Source organism: Sphingomonas psychrotolerans, assembly GCF_002796605.1.
GTDB classification, from domain to species: Bacteria; Pseudomonadota; Alphaproteobacteria; order Sphingomonadales; family Sphingomonadaceae; genus Sphingomonas; species Sphingomonas psychrotolerans.
Window position 1 is genome coordinate 2,574,754 of sequence record NZ_CP024923.1, and the last position, 21,632, is coordinate 2,596,385.

The 21,632-nt window shown below is 64.0% G+C and carries 14 protein-coding genes and 1 pseudogene; 3 read left to right on the forward strand and 12 right to left on the reverse strand.

What is annotated here, in order from left to right:
• Positions 1-570: 570 nt before the first annotated feature.
• The 3 genes from CVN68_RS11670 to CVN68_RS11680 all read right to left on the reverse strand — a co-directional run bounded on the left by CVN68_RS11670 (position 571) and on the right by CVN68_RS11680 (position 3,410).
• On the reverse strand, positions 571-861 hold the full coding sequence (locus tag CVN68_RS11670; protein WP_158298841.1) for a hypothetical protein: 291 nt from the start codon (positions 859-861) through the stop codon (positions 571-573).
• A gap of 38 nt (positions 862-899) precedes the next feature.
• Positions 900-2,084: a golvesin C-terminal-like domain-containing protein gene (locus CVN68_RS11675; protein WP_100282358.1), complete on the reverse strand. Its 1,185-nt coding sequence runs from the start codon at positions 2,082-2,084 to the stop codon at positions 900-902.
• A 147-nt stretch (positions 2,085-2,231) separates the two neighbouring features.
• Positions 2,232-3,410, reverse strand: a complete 1,179-nt coding sequence (locus tag CVN68_RS11680; protein ID WP_100282359.1) for a mandelate racemase/muconate lactonizing enzyme family protein — start codon at positions 3,408-3,410, stop codon at positions 2,232-2,234.
• 211 nt (positions 3,411-3,621) lie between these two features.
• Between CVN68_RS11680 and CVN68_RS11685 the strand changes: the two genes are divergently transcribed.
• Entirely contained in the window at positions 3,622-4,422 is an 801-nt protein-coding gene (locus CVN68_RS11685) for an IclR family transcriptional regulator (RefSeq protein WP_100282360.1), read from the forward strand.
• Between the two features lie 18 nt (positions 4,423-4,440).
• Here CVN68_RS11685 and CVN68_RS11690 read toward each other — a convergent pair whose 3' ends face one another.
• The 5 genes from CVN68_RS11690 to CVN68_RS11710 form a co-directional block, all read right to left on the reverse strand.
• Complete coding sequence (locus CVN68_RS11690; protein ID WP_100282361.1) at positions 4,441-5,352, reverse strand: dihydrodipicolinate synthase family protein; 912 nt, start codon at positions 5,350-5,352, stop codon at positions 4,441-4,443.
• A 114-nt stretch (positions 5,353-5,466) separates the two neighbouring features.
• Positions 5,467-8,130 (reverse strand): TonB-dependent receptor, encoded by a 2,664-nt coding sequence (locus CVN68_RS11695; protein WP_158298842.1) that lies wholly within the window; start codon positions 8,128-8,130, stop codon positions 5,467-5,469.
• 202 nt (positions 8,131-8,332) lie between these two features.
• On the reverse strand, positions 8,333-9,070 hold the full coding sequence (locus CVN68_RS11700) for an SDR family NAD(P)-dependent oxidoreductase (RefSeq protein ID WP_100282363.1): 738 nt from the start codon (positions 9,068-9,070) through the stop codon (positions 8,333-8,335).
• Positions 9,067-10,032, reverse strand: a complete 966-nt coding sequence (locus tag CVN68_RS11705; RefSeq protein ID WP_158298843.1) for a 2-dehydro-3-deoxygalactonokinase — start codon at positions 10,030-10,032, stop codon at positions 9,067-9,069. The genes CVN68_RS11700 and CVN68_RS11705 overlap by 4 nt, the downstream gene beginning before the upstream one ends.
• On the reverse strand, positions 9,984-11,414 hold the full coding sequence (locus CVN68_RS11710; RefSeq protein WP_100282364.1) for an MFS transporter: 1,431 nt from the start codon (positions 11,412-11,414) through the stop codon (positions 9,984-9,986). The genes CVN68_RS11705 and CVN68_RS11710 overlap by 49 nt, the downstream gene beginning before the upstream one ends.
• A gap of 50 nt (positions 11,415-11,464) precedes the next feature.
• Between CVN68_RS11710 and CVN68_RS11715 the strand changes: the two genes are divergently transcribed.
• Positions 11,465-12,289 (forward strand): SMP-30/gluconolactonase/LRE family protein, encoded by an 825-nt coding sequence (locus CVN68_RS11715; protein WP_233503312.1) that lies wholly within the window; start codon positions 11,465-11,467, stop codon positions 12,287-12,289.
• An 857-nt stretch (positions 12,290-13,146) separates the two neighbouring features.
• Here the strand turns inward: CVN68_RS11715 and CVN68_RS11720 are convergent.
• The 4 genes and pseudogenes from CVN68_RS11720 to CVN68_RS11730 all read right to left on the reverse strand — a co-directional run bounded on the left by CVN68_RS11720 (position 13,147) and on the right by CVN68_RS11730 (position 20,111).
• Positions 13,147-13,569 carry a globin family protein gene (locus CVN68_RS11720; protein WP_100282366.1) on the reverse strand — a complete coding sequence of 141 codons (423 nt, stop codon included), beginning with the start codon at positions 13,567-13,569 and terminating at the stop codon, positions 13,147-13,149.
• 6 nt (positions 13,570-13,575) lie between these two features.
• Positions 13,576-18,003: an autotransporter domain-containing protein gene (locus CVN68_RS11725; protein WP_233503313.1), complete on the reverse strand. Its 4,428-nt coding sequence runs from the start codon at positions 18,001-18,003 to the stop codon at positions 13,576-13,578.
• A gap of 21 nt (positions 18,004-18,024) precedes the next feature.
• Positions 18,025-18,081: pseudogene (locus CVN68_RS24460) on the reverse strand (hypothetical protein); the annotation flags it as partial.
• Entirely contained in the window at positions 18,078-20,111 is a 2,034-nt protein-coding gene (locus CVN68_RS11730; protein WP_100282368.1) for a hypothetical protein, read from the reverse strand. The gene CVN68_RS11730 and the pseudogene CVN68_RS24460, both read right to left, overlap by 4 nt.
• Positions 20,112-20,748: 637 nt before the next feature.
• On the opposite strand from CVN68_RS11730, the gene CVN68_RS11735 reads away from it, so the two are divergent.
• Complete coding sequence (locus tag CVN68_RS11735) at positions 20,749-21,603, forward strand: AraC family transcriptional regulator (RefSeq protein ID WP_199560067.1); 855 nt, start codon at positions 20,749-20,751, stop codon at positions 21,601-21,603.
• The last annotated feature ends 29 nt before the right edge of the window (positions 21,604-21,632 follow it).

The following is a 21,632-nucleotide window of genomic DNA, read 5'->3' on the forward strand; positions in this document are numbered from 1 at the left end:
GTCCTGTAAGCACCATCCCTTTAACCCTAGAAATCCATAGCTCCCTTGTGAAAGCTCATTCGGCTCCACGGCCGCTCGGGACGTCTTTGGACAGCGAAACGTCCTGGCCCACGCGACACCGCTTCTAGGTGGAGCCCCGAGCGACGCGAGCCCCGGGTCTATGCGGTTCGACGGCGTCGCGCACTCGGCCTCGACTGCAGAGACGTAGCATTCGACCCACCGCCTATCCGCGGGAAGCTCCGCCTTGGCGGACGCTTCGCGAAGAACCGCCGCGACCCGTTCCACGTCCACCCCCCGAGACCCGCCGTAAGCGCATGACCGCGACAGGATTCAATGGCTCCGGCAGTCATCCCGGCGCGTGGCGCCACAGCGCCAACGCGCCGATGATCGGCACCAGGGAGTCACGCTCCACCCGTAAGGGGCGCGCTGCTGAAGCCGCGCGCCCTTCTTCGTCAATCAGCGGGATTTCAGATGATGGCGAAGCGGTTCGCTTCACCCGGCATCGTGGGCTTTTGGGCACAGATGAGCTTCCACGGCGACACGCGCTCAATGCACCTTGAGCGACAGGTTCTACAGCGCGGGCAAGACTCCCAAATCCGCATAGTTTATCGGGGAAGTTTCATTGCGCTCGGGGCTCGCCTCGGCCGTCACCGTCGGGACCCCGACTCCTGCGGCCGACGGCATTCCGGCAACGCCGGGTTTTAGCGGCTTCTCGGGCATCGGCATCGAGCTGACGTTTTCAGGCACCACAACGATGCCATTCCGATCGCCTTCCGGCGTTCCGGTTACGAGGTTGGCCCAGACCGCCAACCCCGCAACCACGATACATAGCCCCAATGCCTTCAGAGGTCTGCGTTCCATGGCTACTCCACTTCCACAGGTCTTGTGACAAACGCAGCTCACGCCGCCCGGATGAACTTGACTGCACCGGCCCTTTGACACCCCGATTGGGTGGTATTGGTCACACCAATAGCCGGGTTAGTCGTGCCGGCGTTGAAATGATGCTGTCCGATGTCGACCCAGCCCGAAGTGCCGGTAGCGAAATTGATCGTCGTGGTGGTGGTGCCTGATGGCGCCTGGACGCGCACCTCGGCCTGGGTGTCCGCGTTGGCGTTGACCGTCTTCCAGATATAGACTCGATAGTCGCCGCTCTGATTGAACCCTGGGGCGTAAGTCGATTTCGAACCGGCCGTGCAGGAGTAGCGCTGCGGGATCAGGCCGAATCCAGCGACCGTGCTGTCCTGCCAGCCTGTGCCGCTCTCGCTATACCCATAGCGGCCGTTCATCACATATTGGTCGCGCTTGTAGAAGCGAACGTCGTCATAAAGCTGCGGCGTGCCCCCGACCGTGACCGGCGCGATATACGCGATCGCGGTAAGCCAGATGTTGATCGGGTCCTGGCGACGTGTCGTGGTCGAGTAGGCAACGGTGCAGTATTTCGTTCCGTTCAGGTAAAAATCGACCGCGCCCTCACGCCAGTCCGCACCAAAGGTGTTGAAGCCGTCCGCCGTCGAATAGGACGTGTTGAAGATCTGGCAGCGATCGTAAGAAATCGCATTGCTCCCCGCAGAGCCGTTCCACAATACTAAGCCGGTGTTGATCCGAGTCGGGCTCTGCGAGTCCATTTCAACGCTGTCGATCTCGAGGTATTTCCCCGCGGCGTAAGTATCGGTCCCATTTCCCGCCATCATCCAGAAGGAATTGTGCCAGCCCAGATTGCTCGTCGTCCGCTGCTTCACCTCGTAATAGCCATATCCGAACGCCTGTTTGCTGACGATGCCGCCGCCGGTATATTGCTTTCCGCTGACATTTTCCTGCTTCATCAGCAGGCTGAGTTGCCCGTTGACGATCGCGACATTGGCGGGAAGCTGGGCGCTGAGCGCCTTTACGTCGGTGCGGAAATTCCAGCGGCTGGTATCTATCGTGGTGCCGCCGAACGATTCTTCCCAGACCAGGGCATAGAGCGGCGACGGCGGATCCGCGCGCGCCGCATTAAAAGGAACGATTGTCAAAGCCGCGAGCGGCACCGCGAGCGCGCGCCGGACCGCGATGCTGCGCAAGGCAGCCCGAGTGTTGGTTTTCATGCGTCCTCTCCTCTTCGCCGACGATACGATCGGGTGCCGACACCCCGTGGCAATCGAGTCCGGGCTGGCCTGGTGCCCGGCGTCTAACGCACCGTGACATCCCCCGGATGAATTCAGGTACGGCCGCCGGACCCGGCGCCGCCGGTCTCAGCCGAGCCTGGTCGCATTCTCCCAAAAGCTGGCATTGGGGCTCACGCCGAGCCCAGGCCCTTCCGGCAGAGCGAAATACCCCTCGCTGCATTCGAGACGTCCGGTCATCAGCTTCGCCGAATGGGGAAAGATGCTGTGCTGGAACTCGTGATACGGCAGGCTCAGCACCGTTGCCGATGCCTGCAGGCTGGCGGCGGCGAAAATCCCGGCGCCGATGGTGGCGTGCGGTATCACCTTGGCATGGTGCGCCTGAGTTAAATGGGCGATGCGCATGAACTGGGTGATGCCGGTATGCCCCATCTCCGGCTGGACGATGGAGACGGCACGGGCCTCCAGTCGTGACCGCGCGTCGTAGACAGTGCGCCATTCCTCTCCGGCCGCGACAGGAACCTCGGCATGGGCGGCGATGTCGGCGAGTCCCGCGACGTCTTCCGTCTTGCACGGGGCTTCGAGGAAATAGATGTTGTAGGGGGCAAGCTGCCGCAGCAAGGCGACCGCCTCTGCCGGCGTATACATCCAGTGGCAGTCCAGCATGATCGCGATGTCAGGGCCGAGCCCCGCGCGCAATGCTGCGATTTCGCGCTCCACGCCGTCATAGCTTACCGACGCGGCGATCTTCACCGCCTGGAAGCCCTGGTCGACGAAGCTCCGCGCGAGAGCGACCTTCTCCGGGATCGTCGGCCGCGGCAGCCCCGACACATAAGCGGGAATGCGGTCGCGATGCTTTCCGCCGAGCAACTGGTGCAACGGCAAGCCCGTCAGCTTGCCCATCAGATCCCAAAGCGCGATGTCGACAGCGGCCAGCGCATCGAGCCAGAAGCCGCCCGTATAGCCCCGCACGCGCATCAGATCGTACAGATCGTCCCAGATCGCCTGCACGTCGAAGGGAGAGCGGCCCGCGATGATGGGCGCGATAATGTCGGAAATCAGCCCGTGGATGGCGGTGGGCGCGACGAGGCCGTAAGTTTCGCCCCAGCCGACCTCGCCCGAATCCAGCGTGACACGGACCACAGCGGAACGCATCTTGACCGGGTAGATCGTGCGGTTGCCGCTGCGGACGAAATAACCGGCGCTGTTGACCGATTCGCCCGGGCCGAGCGCTCCCAGATAGGCATCGTCTTGCGGAATCGTGACCGAGTAGATTTCGATCGAAGCGATCCGACCATCCAAAGCCATGCCACCCGCTCTCCCATTTCAGACCTTTGCGGCCGTTCAATGTATCACATAGCGTATATGAAGCTTTATTAGCAACACTAAATATGCCGCACCCCGTTATCGAGACGGCGCTTGCCCCGTAGCACTGGACGAAAGCCGGCAGCCGGGATAGCTGCACGTACAACCACGCGTTCGCCATGAGGCTGAACAAGCAACAGAGCGAGACTGAGCAATGCGCGAGGGCGCGAGAGGAGCGAAAGCGGGGGCGCAGCCCAACCAGAGCCTGATCGACGGCATTACCGTGCTGCAAGCGCTGGCGATCTCCACCGAGCCTGTCGGATGCCGCGAGCTTGCCCGGCGCGTCGACCTCGATCCGACCAAGGTCAACCGGCTGCTCAAGACCCTGACCTATCTCGGCATCGCCCGTCAGACCAGCGACCGCAAATACCGCCCCGGGTCAGGCATGACTGTATTAGCCGCACAAAGTCTGTTCGCGTCGGGCCTGCTGCGTCGCGCCTTGCCGGCGCTCGAGGGGCTGCGTCGCTTCGGTCACACGGTTGCCATGGGCGTTCTTTGGCGCGACAACGTCAGCTACCTTTTCCACGCACCGCCCAATATGCCCGAAACCGATGCCTTGGGCCGGATCGGCCTCTACCCGGCGACGCGCGGCGGCATCGGCATGGCATTGCTGGCTGCGCTCGACGATCTCGAGGTCGAAGAAACCTATGCGGGCCATCCCATCCCGGGGTATGACGATCTCCCGCAGCTGCTTTCCGCGCTCGAAGAGGTCCGGTCTGCCGGCTATGTCCGGCTCCGCGTCAAGGACGAGCGCGAGCAACACACCGTCGCGATCACGATCGGAACGCCCGTCTATGCCGCGATCGGCCTTTCGGGATGGATCCCGACGGTCGCCATGCCGGAGATGCTCGATGCTCTCCGCGAGGCGGCGCGCCGGATCGAGGAAAGCGGCGACGAGCGCGGCCCGCAACTGAGCCTCGCCGACCCCGCATTGGACTATCGCGTAGCTGTATGACCGCAGACAGCGGCACATCTAGGCGCCCGCCACGCTCCCGAAATACGGTTCGAGGCGCGCCAGGATCCGCGTCAGTTCGGCATGATCGCCTGGATCGAATTCAGGCCCGGGCGCGCGCGTATGGGCGTTCGCGATCAGCCCCCGGCGGCGCAACACCTCTTTGGTCAGTCGCCACCGAAACACCGCCTGCATCATGAGGATCGGCAGCACAGCTTCGTAGAGGTCGCACACCTTGCCGTGATCGCCAGTTCGATGCGCCGCCATCAGTGCGACATGAATTTCGGGAGTTTCGGCCGCAGGCATCGTGCCGATCGCGCCTCGCGCCAGCTCGTCGGTGATGTATCGTCCGCCCGCGCCGCCAAACACGCCGTCGAGGGTGGCGGGCCGATCGGCCAGCAATGCGCTGATGCGCTGCCCGCATGGCATATTCTCTTCCTTCACCCAGCGGATCGCATCGGCCGCGACGACGATCGCGCGAAGTTGCGTGCTGGACAGGCCGAGGCCCATCGGCGCCGGCGCGTTCTGGACCATTAGCGGTAAGCCGGCGCCCTTGCCCAGCGCGGCGTAGAATTCGCCCTGCAGCGCTGGCTCGGGACCGATATGCCGTGGTGTCATGACCATCGCCGCCGCGGCCCCTGCCCGCGCTCCGGCGGCAGCGAGCTGCGTGCTTTCGACGAGGCTGCCACTGCTTGCACCCACCACGAAACGGACGCGCCCCGCCACCTGCGCGCCGACGAGGGCAATCAGATGCTCGCGTTCGTCCAGTGTCAGCAGATCATATTCACTCGCGAGGCCGGGAAACACCACGCCGTCGACTCCGCATGCGATCGCGAAGTCGACGACGTTGGCCAATCCGCGTTCATCCACGCCGCCTGAGCCGTCAAAGATGGTGGGCAGCACGGGAAAGACGCCGCCGATAGTATCAGTCATTCCAGTCTCCAGACGCGATCCCGGCACATGCGCGCATTCCAGCGCTCGCCGGTGGATAAAAGGTGGGGACCGAAGGGCGTCCTCCGGTCCCGGTTGTTCCGACGGGTGCGGCCTTCAGAATTTCGCGTTGAACCCGACCGAGAAGCGACGCCCCTGCAAGCCGTAGAAGGATGTCGCCTCCGGCGATTCGACATAGCGCCTCTGCACCTGATTGGTCAGATTCGAGGCGTCGGCGAACACCGTGAACGCCCCGAACTCGTATCGCACTGAGGCATCGAGCGTGCGATACGGCGCATAATAGATCGCCGTGCTGCCGGGGCCGACGCTGTCGAAGAACTTGTCGCGGTAATTGTAGGCAACGCGGGCGCCGAAGCCACCCTTCTCATAATAGCCGACGAGGTTGTAGTTCACCTTCGACAGGCCCTGGAGCGGCAGTTCCTGCGCGTTGCGATCGAGCAGCGACGTCGTGCTGTCGATATAGGAGAAGTTCGCCACCACGCCGAAGCCGTCGAGCGGGGCCGGCAGGAAAGAGAAGGGCGCCTGGAACAGGACCTCGACGCCCTTCACCTTGCCCCCGGTTCCGTTGAACGGCCGCGTCACGAGAAAGCCTTCGGGCTGGCCCGGCGGCGCCGCTTCGCCCGGCGGAATCTCGTAGGCGGCGCGGCTGAAGATGAAGGTTTTCACGTTCTTGTAGAAGGCGCCGAACGTCAGTGCCGCACCGCGTGCGAAATACCATTCCAGCGCCAGATCATATTGATCCGCGCGCAGCGGATCGAGGCGCGGATTCCCGGACGAGCCGTTGTAGGGGGAGAGGCGGTTGAGGATCAGATCGGGCGAAAGATCCACCGAATCGGGCAAGCCCAGCACCTTGGCATAGCCTGCGCGCAGCAGAAGCTTGTCGGTCAGCTCGAGCTTGGCCACGGCGCTCGGCAGCCAGTCGACGAAGCGGGACTTGATCTCGAGAGGATCGACGAGGCCGCTTGCGCGCCTGATCGCACCGAGTGCGTTGCGTTCGGTATCGGTGTAGCGCACCCCGACATTGCCCGACAAAGGCATCGTTCCCAGATTGGCGGCAAAGCCCATCTTGAGATAGGCTGCCATGGTTTTTTCCGAGATCCGGAAGGACTGCAACGGGTCGACGAGACGGGTCGGGCACAATCCGCTATTCGGGGCGATCGTCTCGCACGCGGCCCCCACCGGAAGGCTCGATGCGATCGCCGCGAGATACCGCGTCGCGACGGGCGGCGCACTACCCCCCAGCAGATTGGCATAGTCCCGCACGCTGTAGATCTGGGGGCCATTGGCGACGATGAAGGTGTTCGCCGGGGTGGTGCCGGCCAACCCGACTTGCCGCTGGATGGTGTCGCGCGTCGTGGTCAGCGCCGAATATCGGAGGCCGGCATCGATCTGGGGGACGAACGAGCCGACCGGCTTGAACGCGAAGTCGATTTTCCCCGCGGTCTCCTGGCCCGTATTGCGGTTGAAATTGTCGAACACGTTGGAATAGCGGAATTGCGCCGGGGCGGTGACGTCGAGCCCGGCTGGCGCGGCAATCGTCGGAATCCCGCCGTCGTTCACGTCGAACGCGAACAGATATTTGTTGACGCTTTGGACGCGGACGAACTCCTGCGTCACGTCCATGGTCGCACGCGAATAGTTGATCTCGGGCTTGACCGAGAAGCGGCCGTCCTCGGTCTTCCACTTGAAGCCGAGGCCGCTACTGATGGTATCGCTCTCGACCTTCAGCGCTTCGGCATTGCCTTGCGCCACCTGGTTGATCGTCCCCGAGGTGAGGATCTCGTTGTCGGACAACGTGTAGCGCGTATAGTCCGCCGCATTGCTGCTCAGCGGTACCGAGAACCAGTCCCGCGTGCGCTGGGTGTTCAGGTGCGAATACGCGACATCGCCGTAGAGCTCGAACCTGTCGCTCGGCCGCCATTGGAATGCCGCGTTGCCCCCGATCTTTTCGCGCTTCTCGCGCAGCCGCTGGAAACGGAAGTCGGCGAGGTAGGTGCCCGGAATGCCGTCCCCGTCGGGATCGTTCGCTTTGGGGTTGGCGACGGTGTTGAACGCGGAGGTGAGCGGCGTGTAGCCGATGAAGGAATTGAACGAGTCCTCGTTGACGGGCTTGTTCGAATAGGTGGCGTTTAGCAGGATGCCCACGGTGTCGTTGGCGAAGGTGTTCGAATAGAGCGCCGACCCGTCATACCCCCAGCGCTTGTCCTGTTCGGAATAGACCGCGGAACCCGATACGGAGACGAGCTGACCCACTTTGTCGAACGGCTTGCGCGTGATGATGTCGACCGTGCCGCTGAGCGAGCCGTCGACCCGGTCGGCGCCTTGCAGCTTGATGACATCGAGACGGCCGATCATCTCCGACGGGAACAGCGAAAGCGGCCCGTAATCCGAATCCGCCACTGCAGCGATGCCGACACCGCGGCCGTTGGGGTTGACCAGTGTCCTGCCGTTGATCTCGGTACGGTTCTGCCGAAGCCCCCGGATGGAAACGCTGGTCCCCTCTCCCAGCGCCCGGCGGATCTGCACCCCCGACACCCGTTGCAGGGATTCCGCGATATTGTTGTCGGGAAGCTTGGCCACGTCCGTAGCGACGATCGAGTCCTGGAACTGGGCAGTCTCGCGCTTCACGTCGAGTGCCTCTGCAAGGCTTCGGCGATAGCCGGTGACGACGATGTCCTCTGCGGCCGGCGCTTCGCCCTGCACGCTGGTTTCGCTTTGCGCGGGCGGCGTCGTCTGCGCTTCCGCGGATGTCGCAGCCACGGCGACCACGCATACACCGCCAAGCCAAAGGCTCGTCCTTCGCATGTCACTCTCCCCTTTTGATCATTATTTGACCAAATATTGTTGCACATTTAGCGACATGTCAACGGGGGTCGTGCGGTGAATGTTCGCCGCCCAAATCATGGCGACGATCGGGAACCCAAGAGACTCGTCCTCAGCGCGCCACCGGTAAAGGGCTGTGTCAGCGCCGGGTGATGCCGGCGCCGCCGTCGATTCGGTAATCGACACCGGTGATCCACGAGGCTTCGTCCGAACAAAGGAACAGGGCCAGCGCGGCAACGTCGTCGGGCGTGCCGAGCCTGCCGAGCGGGTGCCGCGCGATATTGACGTTGCGCGCCGCCTGCGGGTCGGGCCGGGACAGAAATCCCTCGCGAAGCAGCGGCGTGTCTATCGACGCCGGCCGAATGGCATTCACGCGCACCTGATCGGGGGCAAGTTCGAGCGCCAACGTTCTGGTGAAGCTGTCGAGCGCGGCCTTGGAGGCGGCATATGCCGCCAGACCGGGCGTGGCGAAGGTGGAATTGATCGACGAAATGAAGAGGAACGCTCCCCGCCTTTGCCCCTGCATGCCCGGCGCAAAGGCCTTCGCCAGACGGAACGCCCCGCCGACGTTCACATCCATCATTCGGCCGAGAAAATCACTGTCGGTCTCCAATGTTGCGCCCCCACTGCCCAAAGCGGCCGCGTGGACGACGATTGTCGGCTGCAGCCCGGACGAAGCGATCGCGGCGGCGGTCGACCGGACGGCGGCGTCGTCGCCCAGATCGCATATCAGGTTGAGATCGCCGTCCACGGGCTCGGCCACATCCAGCGCCGCCACGCGGCACCCTTCCTGTGCGAAACGCCTGACGATGGCGCCGCCGATCCCGCCCGCGGCTCCCGTGACCACTGCATTATGCCCCTGCAACCTGGGTCTCATGCCAATTCCTCCTGCACCGCGGCCTGGCGGATCTTGGCGAACCCGATCGCGGACAGCCGATTGTCATCGACCAGTTCGACGCGCATTCCCATGTGATCGAGCGCCGCACGGAAAAGAGGGGCAACGTCATCGGCACCGGTGACGAAGCATCGAGGCTCGACCCCTTCCCCCCTCGGCAGGCCGTCGCGCACGTCCGATCCGATCAGGACGCCCCATAGATAAGATGCGGCCTCCTCCTCGCTGAACCGCCGCGACAGGACGGCAGTCCGGGCAGAGAATAATAGCCTTGCGAGCGCGCCGCCCTCGATCGAACGGGACAGGCCGGCCCTGAAGGCTTCGCCATCCTGCGCCGACGTCGCCATCAGCGGCGCCAGGATGCTGCGTTCGGCCAGCACGCGGTACAGCTCGACGGTCATCGCAGTGTGAAACCGTTCGACACGAGACGCGCTAAGTTCGATCCATTTCCCGTGCATACCTGGGACGGACAGCAACAGGGCATTTTCGGACCGACCGGTCCCGATCAGTCCGGCGACCGAAACCTCTTCGCCGCGCAGGAAGTCCGGATCTCCGAAGCGGGAGACGCACGACAGGCCAGGCAGTATCGCCAGAGACAAGCCGTCAATCGGCAGGTGCCGGCCATGCGCGGCGATCATCGCCGGCGTCGCCGGACACGGCAGTTGCGGGACCGGCTCGAGGCCCATGGGAGATCCGATCATCCCCGCCAGCCACATAATACCCGAAGCTTCCGGCCACCGCGCGCGCACCCTGTGCAGCCGTCCGATCTGAGCGGAACGATCGAGTTCGGCGAGCCGCACATCCTCGACGGTGCTGTCGACGATTTCGCCGCTCGCCGTCAGGAGGCGGGAGCGCACACGAGCGGTTCCCCACTCAACCGCGATGAACGTCGCGTTGTTCACGCTGCGCTCTCCCGATCCGCCATCGATCGCCCAGTCGTCGCGCAATAGGCCGCGATCACGCCGAGGGGGTAAGCAATGGCGATGGCGAGGAACATCGGACGATATGTCAGCACCGCCACCAGCTGGCCGACCAGATAGGTAGAGCCGATCGTGACAATGCCGGTCACGATACCCCCGATGCCCATCACCTTGCCGATGTGACGGCTTGGGTAAAGATCGACCGGCAGCGCAGTCTGGTTCGTCACCCACGCCGTATGGCAGAATGCGACGATCGCGCCCAGCGCCAGGCTCATTGTGACGCTCGGCTGGAGCGCGTTCAGCGCACCGACCGGGGCGACCAGCGCAACCAGGCCCATTACGGCCACCCGCGCCCGCGCCGGGCGCACGCCCCGGCTGACGACAAGCCCGGACAGCATGCCGCCGCCCACCGCTCCAAAGCCGGCGGCAGCGTATACTACCCACGTCGTGCGGCCCATCTCCGCCATGGTCAGGCCGCGTTCCTGAACCAGATATTTGGGAAACCAGAACAGGTAGAAGAACCACACCGGATTGGTGAGCGAGTTCGCGATCGCGTAGAACCACACGCCGCGGGTTCGCATCACGCTGGCCCAGCCCTTCCATCCCGAATCATCGATAGGCTCAGCGGGTCGCGCCTCGACGTGAGAGCCGGCCGCGTCTTCGCAATATATCGGCAAGGGTCGCGCCGGCCGATACAGCGCGAGCCAGGCACCCAGCCAGATCAGTCCCAACGCCCCGGTGATCACGAACGTCAGCCTCCAACCGAAGGCGACGAAGAGAATTGCCATCAAGGCGGGTGCGACCGCAGCCCCGAAATGGGCAGCGGAGGAGTAGATGCCGATCGCCAGGGCGCGCTCGCGCTTCGGGAACCATTCACGCACCAGCTTGGGCGATGCAACCCAATTGCCAGCCTCGCCCAACCCCAGCGCGAAGCGCGTGGCGCCAAGCTGCCAGATATTCTGGGCGAGCCCGGTAAGCGCGCTGGCGAGCGACCACCAGCCGACGAAGACGATCATACCCCAGCGCGCGCCGATACGATCCACGATGAGGGCAGAGATCAGCCCGCCTATCATATAGGCGACGAGGAACGCATTGACGACCATCGCATAGCCGCGGTCATCGATGCTCAGTTCGCCCTGCACCGCTCCGGCCATCAGCGCGAGCGTCTGGCGGTCGAGATAGTTGAGCACGGCGGCGAACGCGAGCATCGCGACCACCAGCCAGCGGAACCGCGCAATCTTCGCCCCTTCGGCCACCATCTTCGACTCTCCCCTGCCCGGCTCTGTCCTGTCGTCCGCCCGATGCAGCACTTTCGCTAGCTGCTTGTATCGTTTATAGCAACACTGTGGTGAACGATGCGCAGCCCTTGCGAGGAGCGAGACCCCTGTCCGAAAACTGGTCGCTGCCATTGCGCGCGTCTTGGGCGGTGGGCGCCGGGCTTGCCGAATGTCCGCACTGGATGCCGGACGTTGAGGCGCTGCTGTGGGTCGACATCGCCGCGCCCTCCGTCAACATCCTCGACATTGCCACGGGCGTTTCGACGGCAACCATTCTGCCGGCGAAGGTGGGGGCGGCCGTGTCGGGCCCGGCTGGTACGATCTTGCTGGCGCTCGAAAGCGGGCTCTGGCTGCAAGACGGCCGATCGCTACGTCGATGCGCCGCATCGGACATGACGGGAACGCATTTCAACGACGGCAAATGCGATGCCGCCGGGCGCTTCTGGGTAGGATCTCGCGCAAACGACGGGACGGCTGGGCAGGGGAACTTGTACCGTCTGGACCGGAGCGGCGTCGTGCAGAAAATGGCCGGCGGTTTCGACGTCTGCAACGGCATGGGCTGGAGCCCTGAGGGCAAGGCCTTCTATCTCGTCGATACGGTGCCGCGCCTTCTCTATCGCTACGACTTCGACCCGCTGACGGGCAGCATCGCGAATCGGCGCGTACTCCATGACTTCGCTGAAGTGCCCGGCAAGCCGGACGGGCTGGCAGTCGATGTCGAGGGAAATATCTGGTGCGCGATGTGGGATGGTAGCGGCATCCAGGTCCTTTCGCCTGCGGGTGAGAAGGTCGGATGGGTAGATACGCCGTGTCCACGTCCGACCAGCTGTGCCTTCGGCGGCAACCACCAACGGACGCTGTTTGTGACTTCGGCGACCTATGGTCTGGATCCAGCCGATACTGAACATTTCGGCAAGTCCGGCAGCATTCTCGCATTCGATGCGCCGGTAGCAGGCGTGCCAGTCGCGGGCTACGCTGCTGGTGGCATGTGGCGATTTTCGGAATAGCCAGTCAAAAGGCGCGGATGCCCGTTGTGGAAGTCTCGCACGAATTGCCTGAGTGCAGCATGTCCGATGCCGATATCAACCTCCGCCGCCTGCTTGCAGGCGGCGCAACGCTCGGGACGGGCAATGACGACAGGTTGCCGCGAGTGTCGCCTCGGCGACGGCCCAGACAGGCTCCTGCGCGGGCCATTACGCCCAGCCACTGCCGTTCGATCTGGCGTCGGTCCCGGGACTTTCCGAAAAGCTGCTCGTGAGCCATCATGACAACAATCATGTCGGGGCAGTGAAGCGGCTAGGCGCTACCACCACCCAGTTCGCCAGCCTCGCCCCGTGACTGCGCCGGGGTTCACGATCAACGGGGCTCAAGCGCGAGGAACTGATCGCCTGGAACTCGATGATCCTGCATGAGCTCCATTTCGCCCGCTTCCGGCAAGGGAGCGCGGCACGCGGCCGGTCTGGCGAGCGGGATTTCGGTAGCTTCGACCGCTGGGTCGCCGAAAGTCACCTTTCGGGAGCGGCGGCGACCGGCCTGAACGGCAACATTTGGGCGCGTTGCGGAATGTCCGCATTTCGCGGCCCCACCCTCTCCGCCACTTCCTCCTCTTACTGATCTGATAAATAAAGATAATTATCAGAAGGTGACTTCGGTCCCACTTACGGTCCCATATACCTTCGGGGATCTGATGGAGCGTCTTCGGACCTCCGTAGACGCGATCTCGACCACCGGAGGGCTAAAGCGCCGCCCAGCCTCGCAATTGATCCGTCACATGCCCCTTTGCCGAGGTTGCATGCTGCCTGGATTTTCCAACCAGTCTCGAATGCGCGCGCGCGGTGGATCCCCACCGCGCGGGCGACTGACGCTAATGTATGCCGGAAGTCTCTCGGGTCGCGGCGATCATCGCCCGAGACAAGGCCGCATAGGTTGTGACCCAGGCTCGCCTCACGGGTGGTGTGAAGGCATCGCCCAATCCTTGCTCCAGCGTCCAGATGAGGGCGTCGCCTACAGCCGGATAATGCTCCGCGACGACCCCGTAATCTATATGTCGGCGAGCGAGATCTTCGATCGCCGGCATAAGAGCGTCGAGTCTGTGCAGGCCGTTCACTACCATGGCCAGCATCTGCACGAGCTTTCTGGCCTGTGGCTCGATATTATCTGCGAACAAGGGACGAAGCTCGGGGCGAACATCGAACAGCCGCGCGTAAAACATCGGCCCGACTTCGTCAGCAATCGAAGCGACCACCTTGAAGCTCTTCTGGACCAGCACGATCGTCTCGGGGTTCATACCGCCTCAGAACTTCACGGCGAGCGTGGCGCGCAGGGAGTTGCTGGAGGAACCCGATCCGAACTGCCCCCCATAAGAGAGGCCCAAATTGGTTTTGTCGCTGAGCTCCACATCGGCACCGAGATCGATTACCGCCCCCTCCCTGACGATCGGCGCACCGCCGATGTCAAAGGAAGAACCGCCCATGAAGGCCATTGTCGCCTCGGGCGCGACGTCCCCGAAAGCGTGCCGCCATCCGATCGCACCGCGCGCCTTGACCAGGGCGCCACCGCCCAGCTCGAATTGCGATACGCCCCGCAAGCCGGCGGTCGAGAAGGTGACATTCGCCTGCCCTCCCTTGCCGGAAAGCGCCGCCGCGCCGCCCTTTTCAGCAAAGCCGCCCGCCCCGTGGTCGACATAGGCAAGGTTGGCGAAAGGCTCGAGAGAGGCCTTGCCCATAGGAAGGGCATAGGCGATCTCGCCAAACGCTTGGGTGGTCCGCGCCTGATACTCGCCACGCAGCGCATCCGAGATGCCGGCGAAGGCGACGGCCCGCGTCGTCGTTACGTCGTGCAGCGTGTAGGCGAGGCCCGACCGAAGGCCGAGCTTGCCCAGTTGCGCGCCGCCATAGACACCGACATGGTAATTGTCGCTCTTGCCCGAGGATGCGCGAGCCGCATCCTGGACCGTCGAATGGCTGTAGCCACCGACAAAACCGATCCGCCAGTCGCTGCCGACCATGCCGTCGACGCCCATCAGGAAGCCGCTATCGTCGTGCTTGATGGATGCGGCGTTGCCGTCACCCCCCAAGCGGCCCCTCGATCCGAAGCCACGGCCCCAGACCGAGACGCGGCCATCGGCCGTCGCCGGCAGCGAGTCGATCGAGCCGCGCAGGCGGTCGAGCATCGATTCCCGCACGATCCTGCCGTCCTCGACCATCCCGCTCGCCATCGAGGCATGGATTTCGCCCGAAAGCTGATTGAACGCGCCCTGTGCGGCAGCATCGGTCGGCAGGTTCGCGACCGCGCCGACCAGGACCGAGGTCAGCGGCAGGCTGTCCAGCCCCTGGCCCGTCGCCGTCTCGTTCGGCGTTGCGCCGGCGGACCCGAAGGTCTTGGTCTTGGCGACATCGAGATACACGCTGCTGGCATCTGCGCCGGCGACCAGGCCGATGAAGTTGGTCAGCTGGAGATTGTCGAACGTGTAGCTGCCGGTCACGCCGCCAGCCGCCTTCAGCACGGTATAGTGGGTGCCGAGGACGTAGGGTGCGGCATCGGTCTTGACGACGCTCAGACGCGCACCGTTCGCAATGCTCGTGGCACCTGCCACGTTGATCAGATCGCTGAGGCCGGTGGAGGTGAGCTCGACCTGATAGGTCGAGCCGCTGGCGAAGCTGGCATTGCCGGCGACGTTCAGCGTGCCGATCGAGTTGCCCGGCGCAATGATCGATCCGGACTGCGCCGTGAGGCTGCCGATGACGCCGTTTCCACCGAGCGTGGCGCCGTTGCTGACGGTCACCTGGCCACCTGCCAGCGAACCGTTCACCGCCAGGCGGCCGCCCTTGACGTTGACCGCGCCAACGAACCCGTTCGAGCTGCCCGTCAGGTTGGTGTTGCCGGCGAGCTGGTTGATCGTGCCGGCGCCCGCCATGTTCGTCGCGAACAGGTAGTTGGTAGCATTGTGGTTGAAGTTGACTACGCCGCTGCCGTTGCCGAACTGCAGATTTGCGGCGTTCAGGGCGCCAGCCCCGGCTGCAGGCGAACCCGCTGCGGCGCCGATGTTGAGAACGCCGGTCGAGCCCGCATTGCCGGCCACGACGAACGCCTCACCCGCCGACACCGCACCGTCATTGGCGATCGTCAATGTGCCCGAGCCGTCGGCGCCGACATTCAAATTGCCGGTGTTGGTCCAGGTCGAGCCCACGCCATCCACCGTTGCGGTGCCGATCGATCCCGCACCGAAACCCAGATTGCCGATCACCCCGCTGACCGCGCCGCCGTTGACGATGTTCAGCGTGCCGACGCCGCTGCCGCCGACAAAAACATTGCCGCTGTTGGTCCAGGTCGAGCCGACACCATCGACTGTCACCGAGCCGCTCGCGCCTGGGTCATGGCCCAGAACGCCATCGATGTTGCTGGCAGCACCGCCATTCGCGATCGTCAGCGTGCCGGTCCCGCGCGCACCCACGATGAGATCGTCGGTGTTGGTCCAGATCGAACCCGCGCCGTTAACGGCCGCCGTCCCGATTGCACCGACGTTTACACCCAAACTACCGAAGTCGCTGCGGACCTTGCCGCCATTCCCGATCGTCAGCACACCCGTGCCGCTTCCACCGATGCCGATCTCCCCGCTGTTGATCCAGCTCGAGCCGGCGCCGCTGACGGTCACCGTGCCCTGCGCGCCCGCGGCGGCGCCCAGATTGCCAGAAGCGCTGGTGACCGAACCGCCATTGGCGATGTTCAGCGTGCCGGAACCCGCCGAGCCAATGGTCAGGTCGTTGGTGGTCGCCCAGATCGAACCCGCACCATCGACCGTCGCTGTCCCACTGGAGCCGGCGAGGTAGCCAACGAACGCCTGGTTATCGCTCACCGTAGCGCCATTGCCCACGGTCAGGGTTCCCGCGCCACCCGCGCCGATGACCAGCGGCCCGGTGCTGGTCAGTGACGAACCCACGCCATCCACAGCCACCGCGCCGGTCGAACCCGCGTCGAGCGCCGCATAGAAGCTGCCGGCATTCAGCGCGCCGCCGCTCATGATGCCGAGGCCGCCGCCGTTGACGGTGATCATGCCCGTGAACGCGCCCGAATTGCCGGTCAGGTTGGTCGTGCCCGTACCGCTCTGCCTGATCGTGCCGGCGCCGGAGATCGCACCCGCGAAGGTCGTCAGGTCGGAACGGTTGAAGATCAGCGTGCCGTTATCGACGATGTCGCCCGTGACCGAGCCGCTCGTCCCGCCATTGCCCAGTTGCAGCGTGCCCCCGGTGATCGTCGTGCCGCCGGCATAGTCATTGTCGGCAGTCAGGATCAGCGTACCCAGGTCGGTCTTGTTCAGACCACCCGTGCCGGTCAGCACCGAACCGATGGTCGCCGTGAAATTGGCGCCCGCCGCCGAACCGTCACCGACCCGGATGATGGAATTGGCATCGGCCAACGTGATCGGCGCACCGTTGATCTGATAGCCGTCGCTGGCGAACTGCATTCCCGTGACCGCGATCACGCCGGCGCTGGCATCGGCCGTCACCGTTCCCGCGAGGCCCTGGAAGATGACGAAACCGGGTTGGGGGTGCATCACCCCGTTGATCGTGCCGTTGAAATCGGTCCAGTTCGTCGAGGTCGCGCTCCAGACGCCCGACCCGCCATCGATAGCGTTGTTGTCGGCCGAACCTGCCGCGTCGCCGTCCCAGAAACCTAGATTTGGCAAGGCGGTGCTGATCAGGTTTACCTGTCCGGCGACCGCAGTTTGCACGGCGAAGTCGTTCGTCGTCGTACCGCTGGGCGTGGTTCCGACGTCCAGACCGTTATCGGTCAGGGCGCCGCCATAGGTCATCAAGCTGTAGATGCCCGGGCCGAAGATGCCGCCGGAAGTGATGTTCAGCGTGCCGTCCAGCGTCAGGTCGTTGGTGATGTGGAACAGCGCAGCGCCGCCGGGAGTGCTCAACGTCACATCGACGTTTACGCCGCCCGCGAGATCGAGATTCTGCACGGTGAGCATCTGGCCCTGCAGCCCACTGAGCGTGCCGCCCGAGGCGATGGTCACCGTCCCGCCGATCATGCCGATGCCGCTTAATGTGCCGCCAGTCTGAACGTCGACCGCACCGCCCCCGAGCTTGCCGTCCACCAGCAGCGTGCCGCCGAGAACGTGGGTGGGACCCGTATAGCCGCTCGAGTCGCCCGTGAGGTGGGTTGCGCCGGCCAGGTGATTGAGCGTGCCCGCACCGCTCATCGCGGCGGAGAAAGCGAAGTTGGCGCCCGTGTGGTTGAAGTTGATGCGCCCCGCGCCCGCGCCGAAGTGAACGTTCGCCGCGCCGAGCGCGCCGGCGCCGGTGGCGGCCGCGCCGACCGAACCACCGATATTCAGATCACCGCTCGAGCCGACATTGGCCGCCAGGGTGACCATGCCACCCGCCGACACCGATCCGCCATTGGCGATTGTCAGCGTGCCGGGGCCGTCGCCGCCGACAGTGAGATCGGCACTGTTGGTCCATGCCGAGCCCGCGCCGGTGACGGTTATCATACCAATAGAATCGTCGAACCGGCCGACAATGCCAGAGGTACTTGCCACCATGCCGCCACTCGACACGACAAGCGTTCCAGCGGCGTGGTGGCCGACAACGAGGTTTCCGGCATGGGTCCAGGTCGACCCCGCCCCGGCGACGTGCGCCGTGCCCACCGAGCCGGGCTGGGAGCCCAGCGTGCCGTTCTGATTGGCGACGTTGCCGCCATTCTGAATCGTCAAGATGCCCGCGCCGCCACTAAAGCCCAAGACAAGGTCTTTGGCAAAGGTGAGGGCCGACCCGGCGCCGTCGACGGTCACCGTACCGCCCCCCCGGCAAACAGGCCAATGTTGCCGGAATCCGACGTCACCGTTCCACCCGCAGCGATGGTCAGCGCGCCGGTGCCATTATAGCCGACATCGAGAGCTATACCGCTCGTCCAGGTCGAACCCATGCCCGTGACCGTCACCAGGCCGGTAGATCCCGAGTTGAAACCGATATAACCTGCGTTGCTGCTGACCACGCCGCCGTTTGAAATGGTCAACGTGCCTTTACCGTCGTTACCGACAGTGAGATCTGCGGTGTTGGTCCAGGTCGAGCCTGCGCCATCGACCGTAACAAACCCTGTGCCGCCAGCGTTGCGGCCGATATAGCCGGCTCCGCTGCCGACCGTGCCGCCGTTCGCGACCGTCAGCGTGCCGGTGTAGGAAAAATACCCGACCGTCAGATCACCGGCGTTGGACCAATCTGACCCTGCGTCCGAGACCGCCACCTTCCCCTGGCCGAAAAGGCCGACCGCCCCTTCAGCACTTTTGACGCGACCACCGTCCGAAATCGTCAAATTGCCGGTGCCGCTCGAACCCACATTCAAAATTGCGGCATTGGTCCACAACGAACCTGTTCCGTCGACCTTGACCACGCCGGATGCACCACTGTTTAGCCCAACGGACGCGTGCGCATTGCTGACGGACGCGCCGTTCAGAATGTTCAGGGTGCCTGCGCCGGACGCTCCAACGGTCAACGAATTGGTGTTGGTCCAGGTCGAGCCTGCGCCATCGATAACGGCCAGCCCAATAGCGCCGGTCGCGCTACCGAGAATGGCGCTGTCGCTGGTGACTGAAGCAAGATTAGAGACTGTCAGCGCGCCGCTGCCATTGAATCCGACATAAAAGGCACCGGCCGAGGTAAACATCGAATCGGGACCATCCACGATCATCACGCCCGATGAGCCGCTGCCAAAATTACCTAGCAACGTGCTGCCCGCAGTGACTACACCCCCATTTATGACGTGCAACGTCCCGTCGCCGCGCACGCCAAGCACCAGATCATCGGTGTTGGTCCAGGTCGAACCCGCGCCAGCGACAGTCACCATACCCGTCGATCCGAGGCCATCACCGACGAGTCCAAGCCCCACGTTGCTGACCGTACCGCCATTGGTAATGTTCAGGGCGCCGTGGCCGGAACCACCGATGGTGAGGCTGCCGCTGTTGGTCCAGGTCGAGCCTGCGCCGTCGATTGCCGCCTGTCCAACAGCGCCGGCCGCGCTCCCGAGAATACCGTTACCGTTGCTGACCGACGCACGGTGAGAGACCTTCAGCGCGCCGCTGCCGTTGAATCCGACATAAAAGGCACCAGCGGAGGTGAACTTAGAGCCGGCGCCATCGACGATCATCGTGCCCGATGAGCCGCTGCCAAAATTGCCAAGCAACCCGCCGCCAGCAGTGATTACACCGCCATTCAGGATATTCAATGTCCCGTCGCCGCGTACCCCAAGCACCAGATCATCGGTATTGGTCCAGGTCGAACCCGCACCGGCGACGGTCACCGTGCCCGTCGATCCGGGGCCATCACCGATGAGTCCAAGCCCCACGTTGCTGACCGCGCCATTGGTAATGTTCAGGGCGCCGTGGCCGGAGCCACCGATGGTGAGGCTGCCGCCGTTGGACCAGGTCGAGCCGGCCCCTTGTATCGTCACGGTGCCGATGGAGCCGGCACCGTTGCCGAGCACACCATGATTGGTGGAAAGTGTTCCGCCGTTCAGAACCCCCAGCGCGCCTTCGGCACTCTCGCCGATGACGATGGTATCCGCCTGCGCGTTTCCGCCATCGATGAAAGTCGCCGCAGGGATTGTCGTATCGATCGTCACATCGGTGACAGACGTCGGGACAGACGCGGGATCCCAGTTCGATGCATTGAACCAGTCGCCGCCGGTAAGGGGGCCTCCCGGTCCGCCCACCCAGTTCTGAGCCGCTGCGCTCATCGGCAGGACGATGCCGACTATTGCCGTAGAGGCCAGTGCAAGATGCCTCAACGCCGCAATCTTGCGGTTTGGATACTTGTTCGTGCGCATATTAGTCCCCGACGTGATAATCAGTGTGCTTGCGGGGGCTATGTCACCGGATTTTCGAGGGGTCTTGGACGAGGCCGCACTCGATTAGGACCACGGCACGCGTTGTCGCTTTTTCTGCCGTCGTGGGAGATTTCATAGCGAAACACGTGTGTCCGCTCCCCGGCGCAAGTCTCGAGACGGCCGAAAAAAGGGGCAATCCAGCCGCGGACACGCATTGAAAGGAGCTCGAACTCGGCGCTCCGTCAGCGGGAGCCGCCCCGTCGTCAGCGCGATGCGCTGCCCGGTGCGAACGCTGCTTTTCGGCTAGGGTACGAATTTCACGGCGTCATACTTTGGGGTGACGACACCCGCGCCCGCGCGTGGATACACGTCCGGCTCCATCAGTCGCCCTCGTGCCAAGCACGATACGCCAATTTCCCTCTGGGCAGCCTCCGCCCGGAACGCATGCTGAATCCACGCAGCCGCTGCTCTGACCAGCAGCCAAACACGCTTTCTCGAAACCGGGAGTTTCGACCGAGAAGAGAGGCCTGCCGTGCCACCGAGACATGTGTTTTCCTCTGCGGACCTTCCCGAGCATCTGAGCCACCGGGCGCGCTTCAATCTGTGGCGCGATATCTATGCGTCCGAGATCGCAGCCGTGGAGTTCGGCATCTCGGAGGACAGCCCCTTCGACGCGACCTTCGAGGCCGCATCCATCGGATCGGTGATCTATGCAAAGATGTCCGGGACGATCAATCGCGTGGCCCGCACAACGCAGAGCATCCGCCATGACAAACACGACAGCTATTCACTGGTCATCAATCTCGGCCCAACGGCGATAGCCGGGACGTACAAGACCCGCGAACTGGAATTGGCGCCGGGGGGCGCGTTCCTTGACGCTGCGGAGCCACAAGACTTCACCGGCGGCGCCAACAACACCTGGGTCAATCTATCCCTGCCCAGGACACTGCTTCAGAGCGCGTTCGCCCGGATCGACGACAAGCAAGGCCTCGTGATCGCCCCGGACCACGAAACCTTGCGGCTCATGCGGAGCTATCTCCAGATGCTCGATGCCGGCATATTGCCGCTCGGATCAGCCGCGCTGGACCACATCTCCACCACGATCGTGGACCTTGTCGGCCTCGTCACCGGCGCCAAGGGTGACGAAGCTGAACTCGCCGGCATGCGGGGGCTGAGGGTCGCACGCCTGCAGGCAATCCTGAACCAGATCCGCAGTAACTATCGCAACCCCGCTCTCTCCGCGCCTCTCGTCGGACTGCAGCTTGGCCTGTCCCAGCGCTACGTTCAGGATTTACTGAGGGCCACCGGAATCGGGTTTTCCGAGCGCATCCTGGAATTGCGCCTGCAGGACGCCAAATCGATGCTGAGCGATCCGCGCTTCAATGACAGGCGCATCGGCGATATCGCATTCGAAGTCGGTTTCGGCGACATCTCCTATTTCAACCGCAGCTTCAAGCGCCGGTTCGGCTGCAGCCCCACCGCGGCGCGGTAGGGACTGGTCGCAGCGCGGCTGCCCGGATC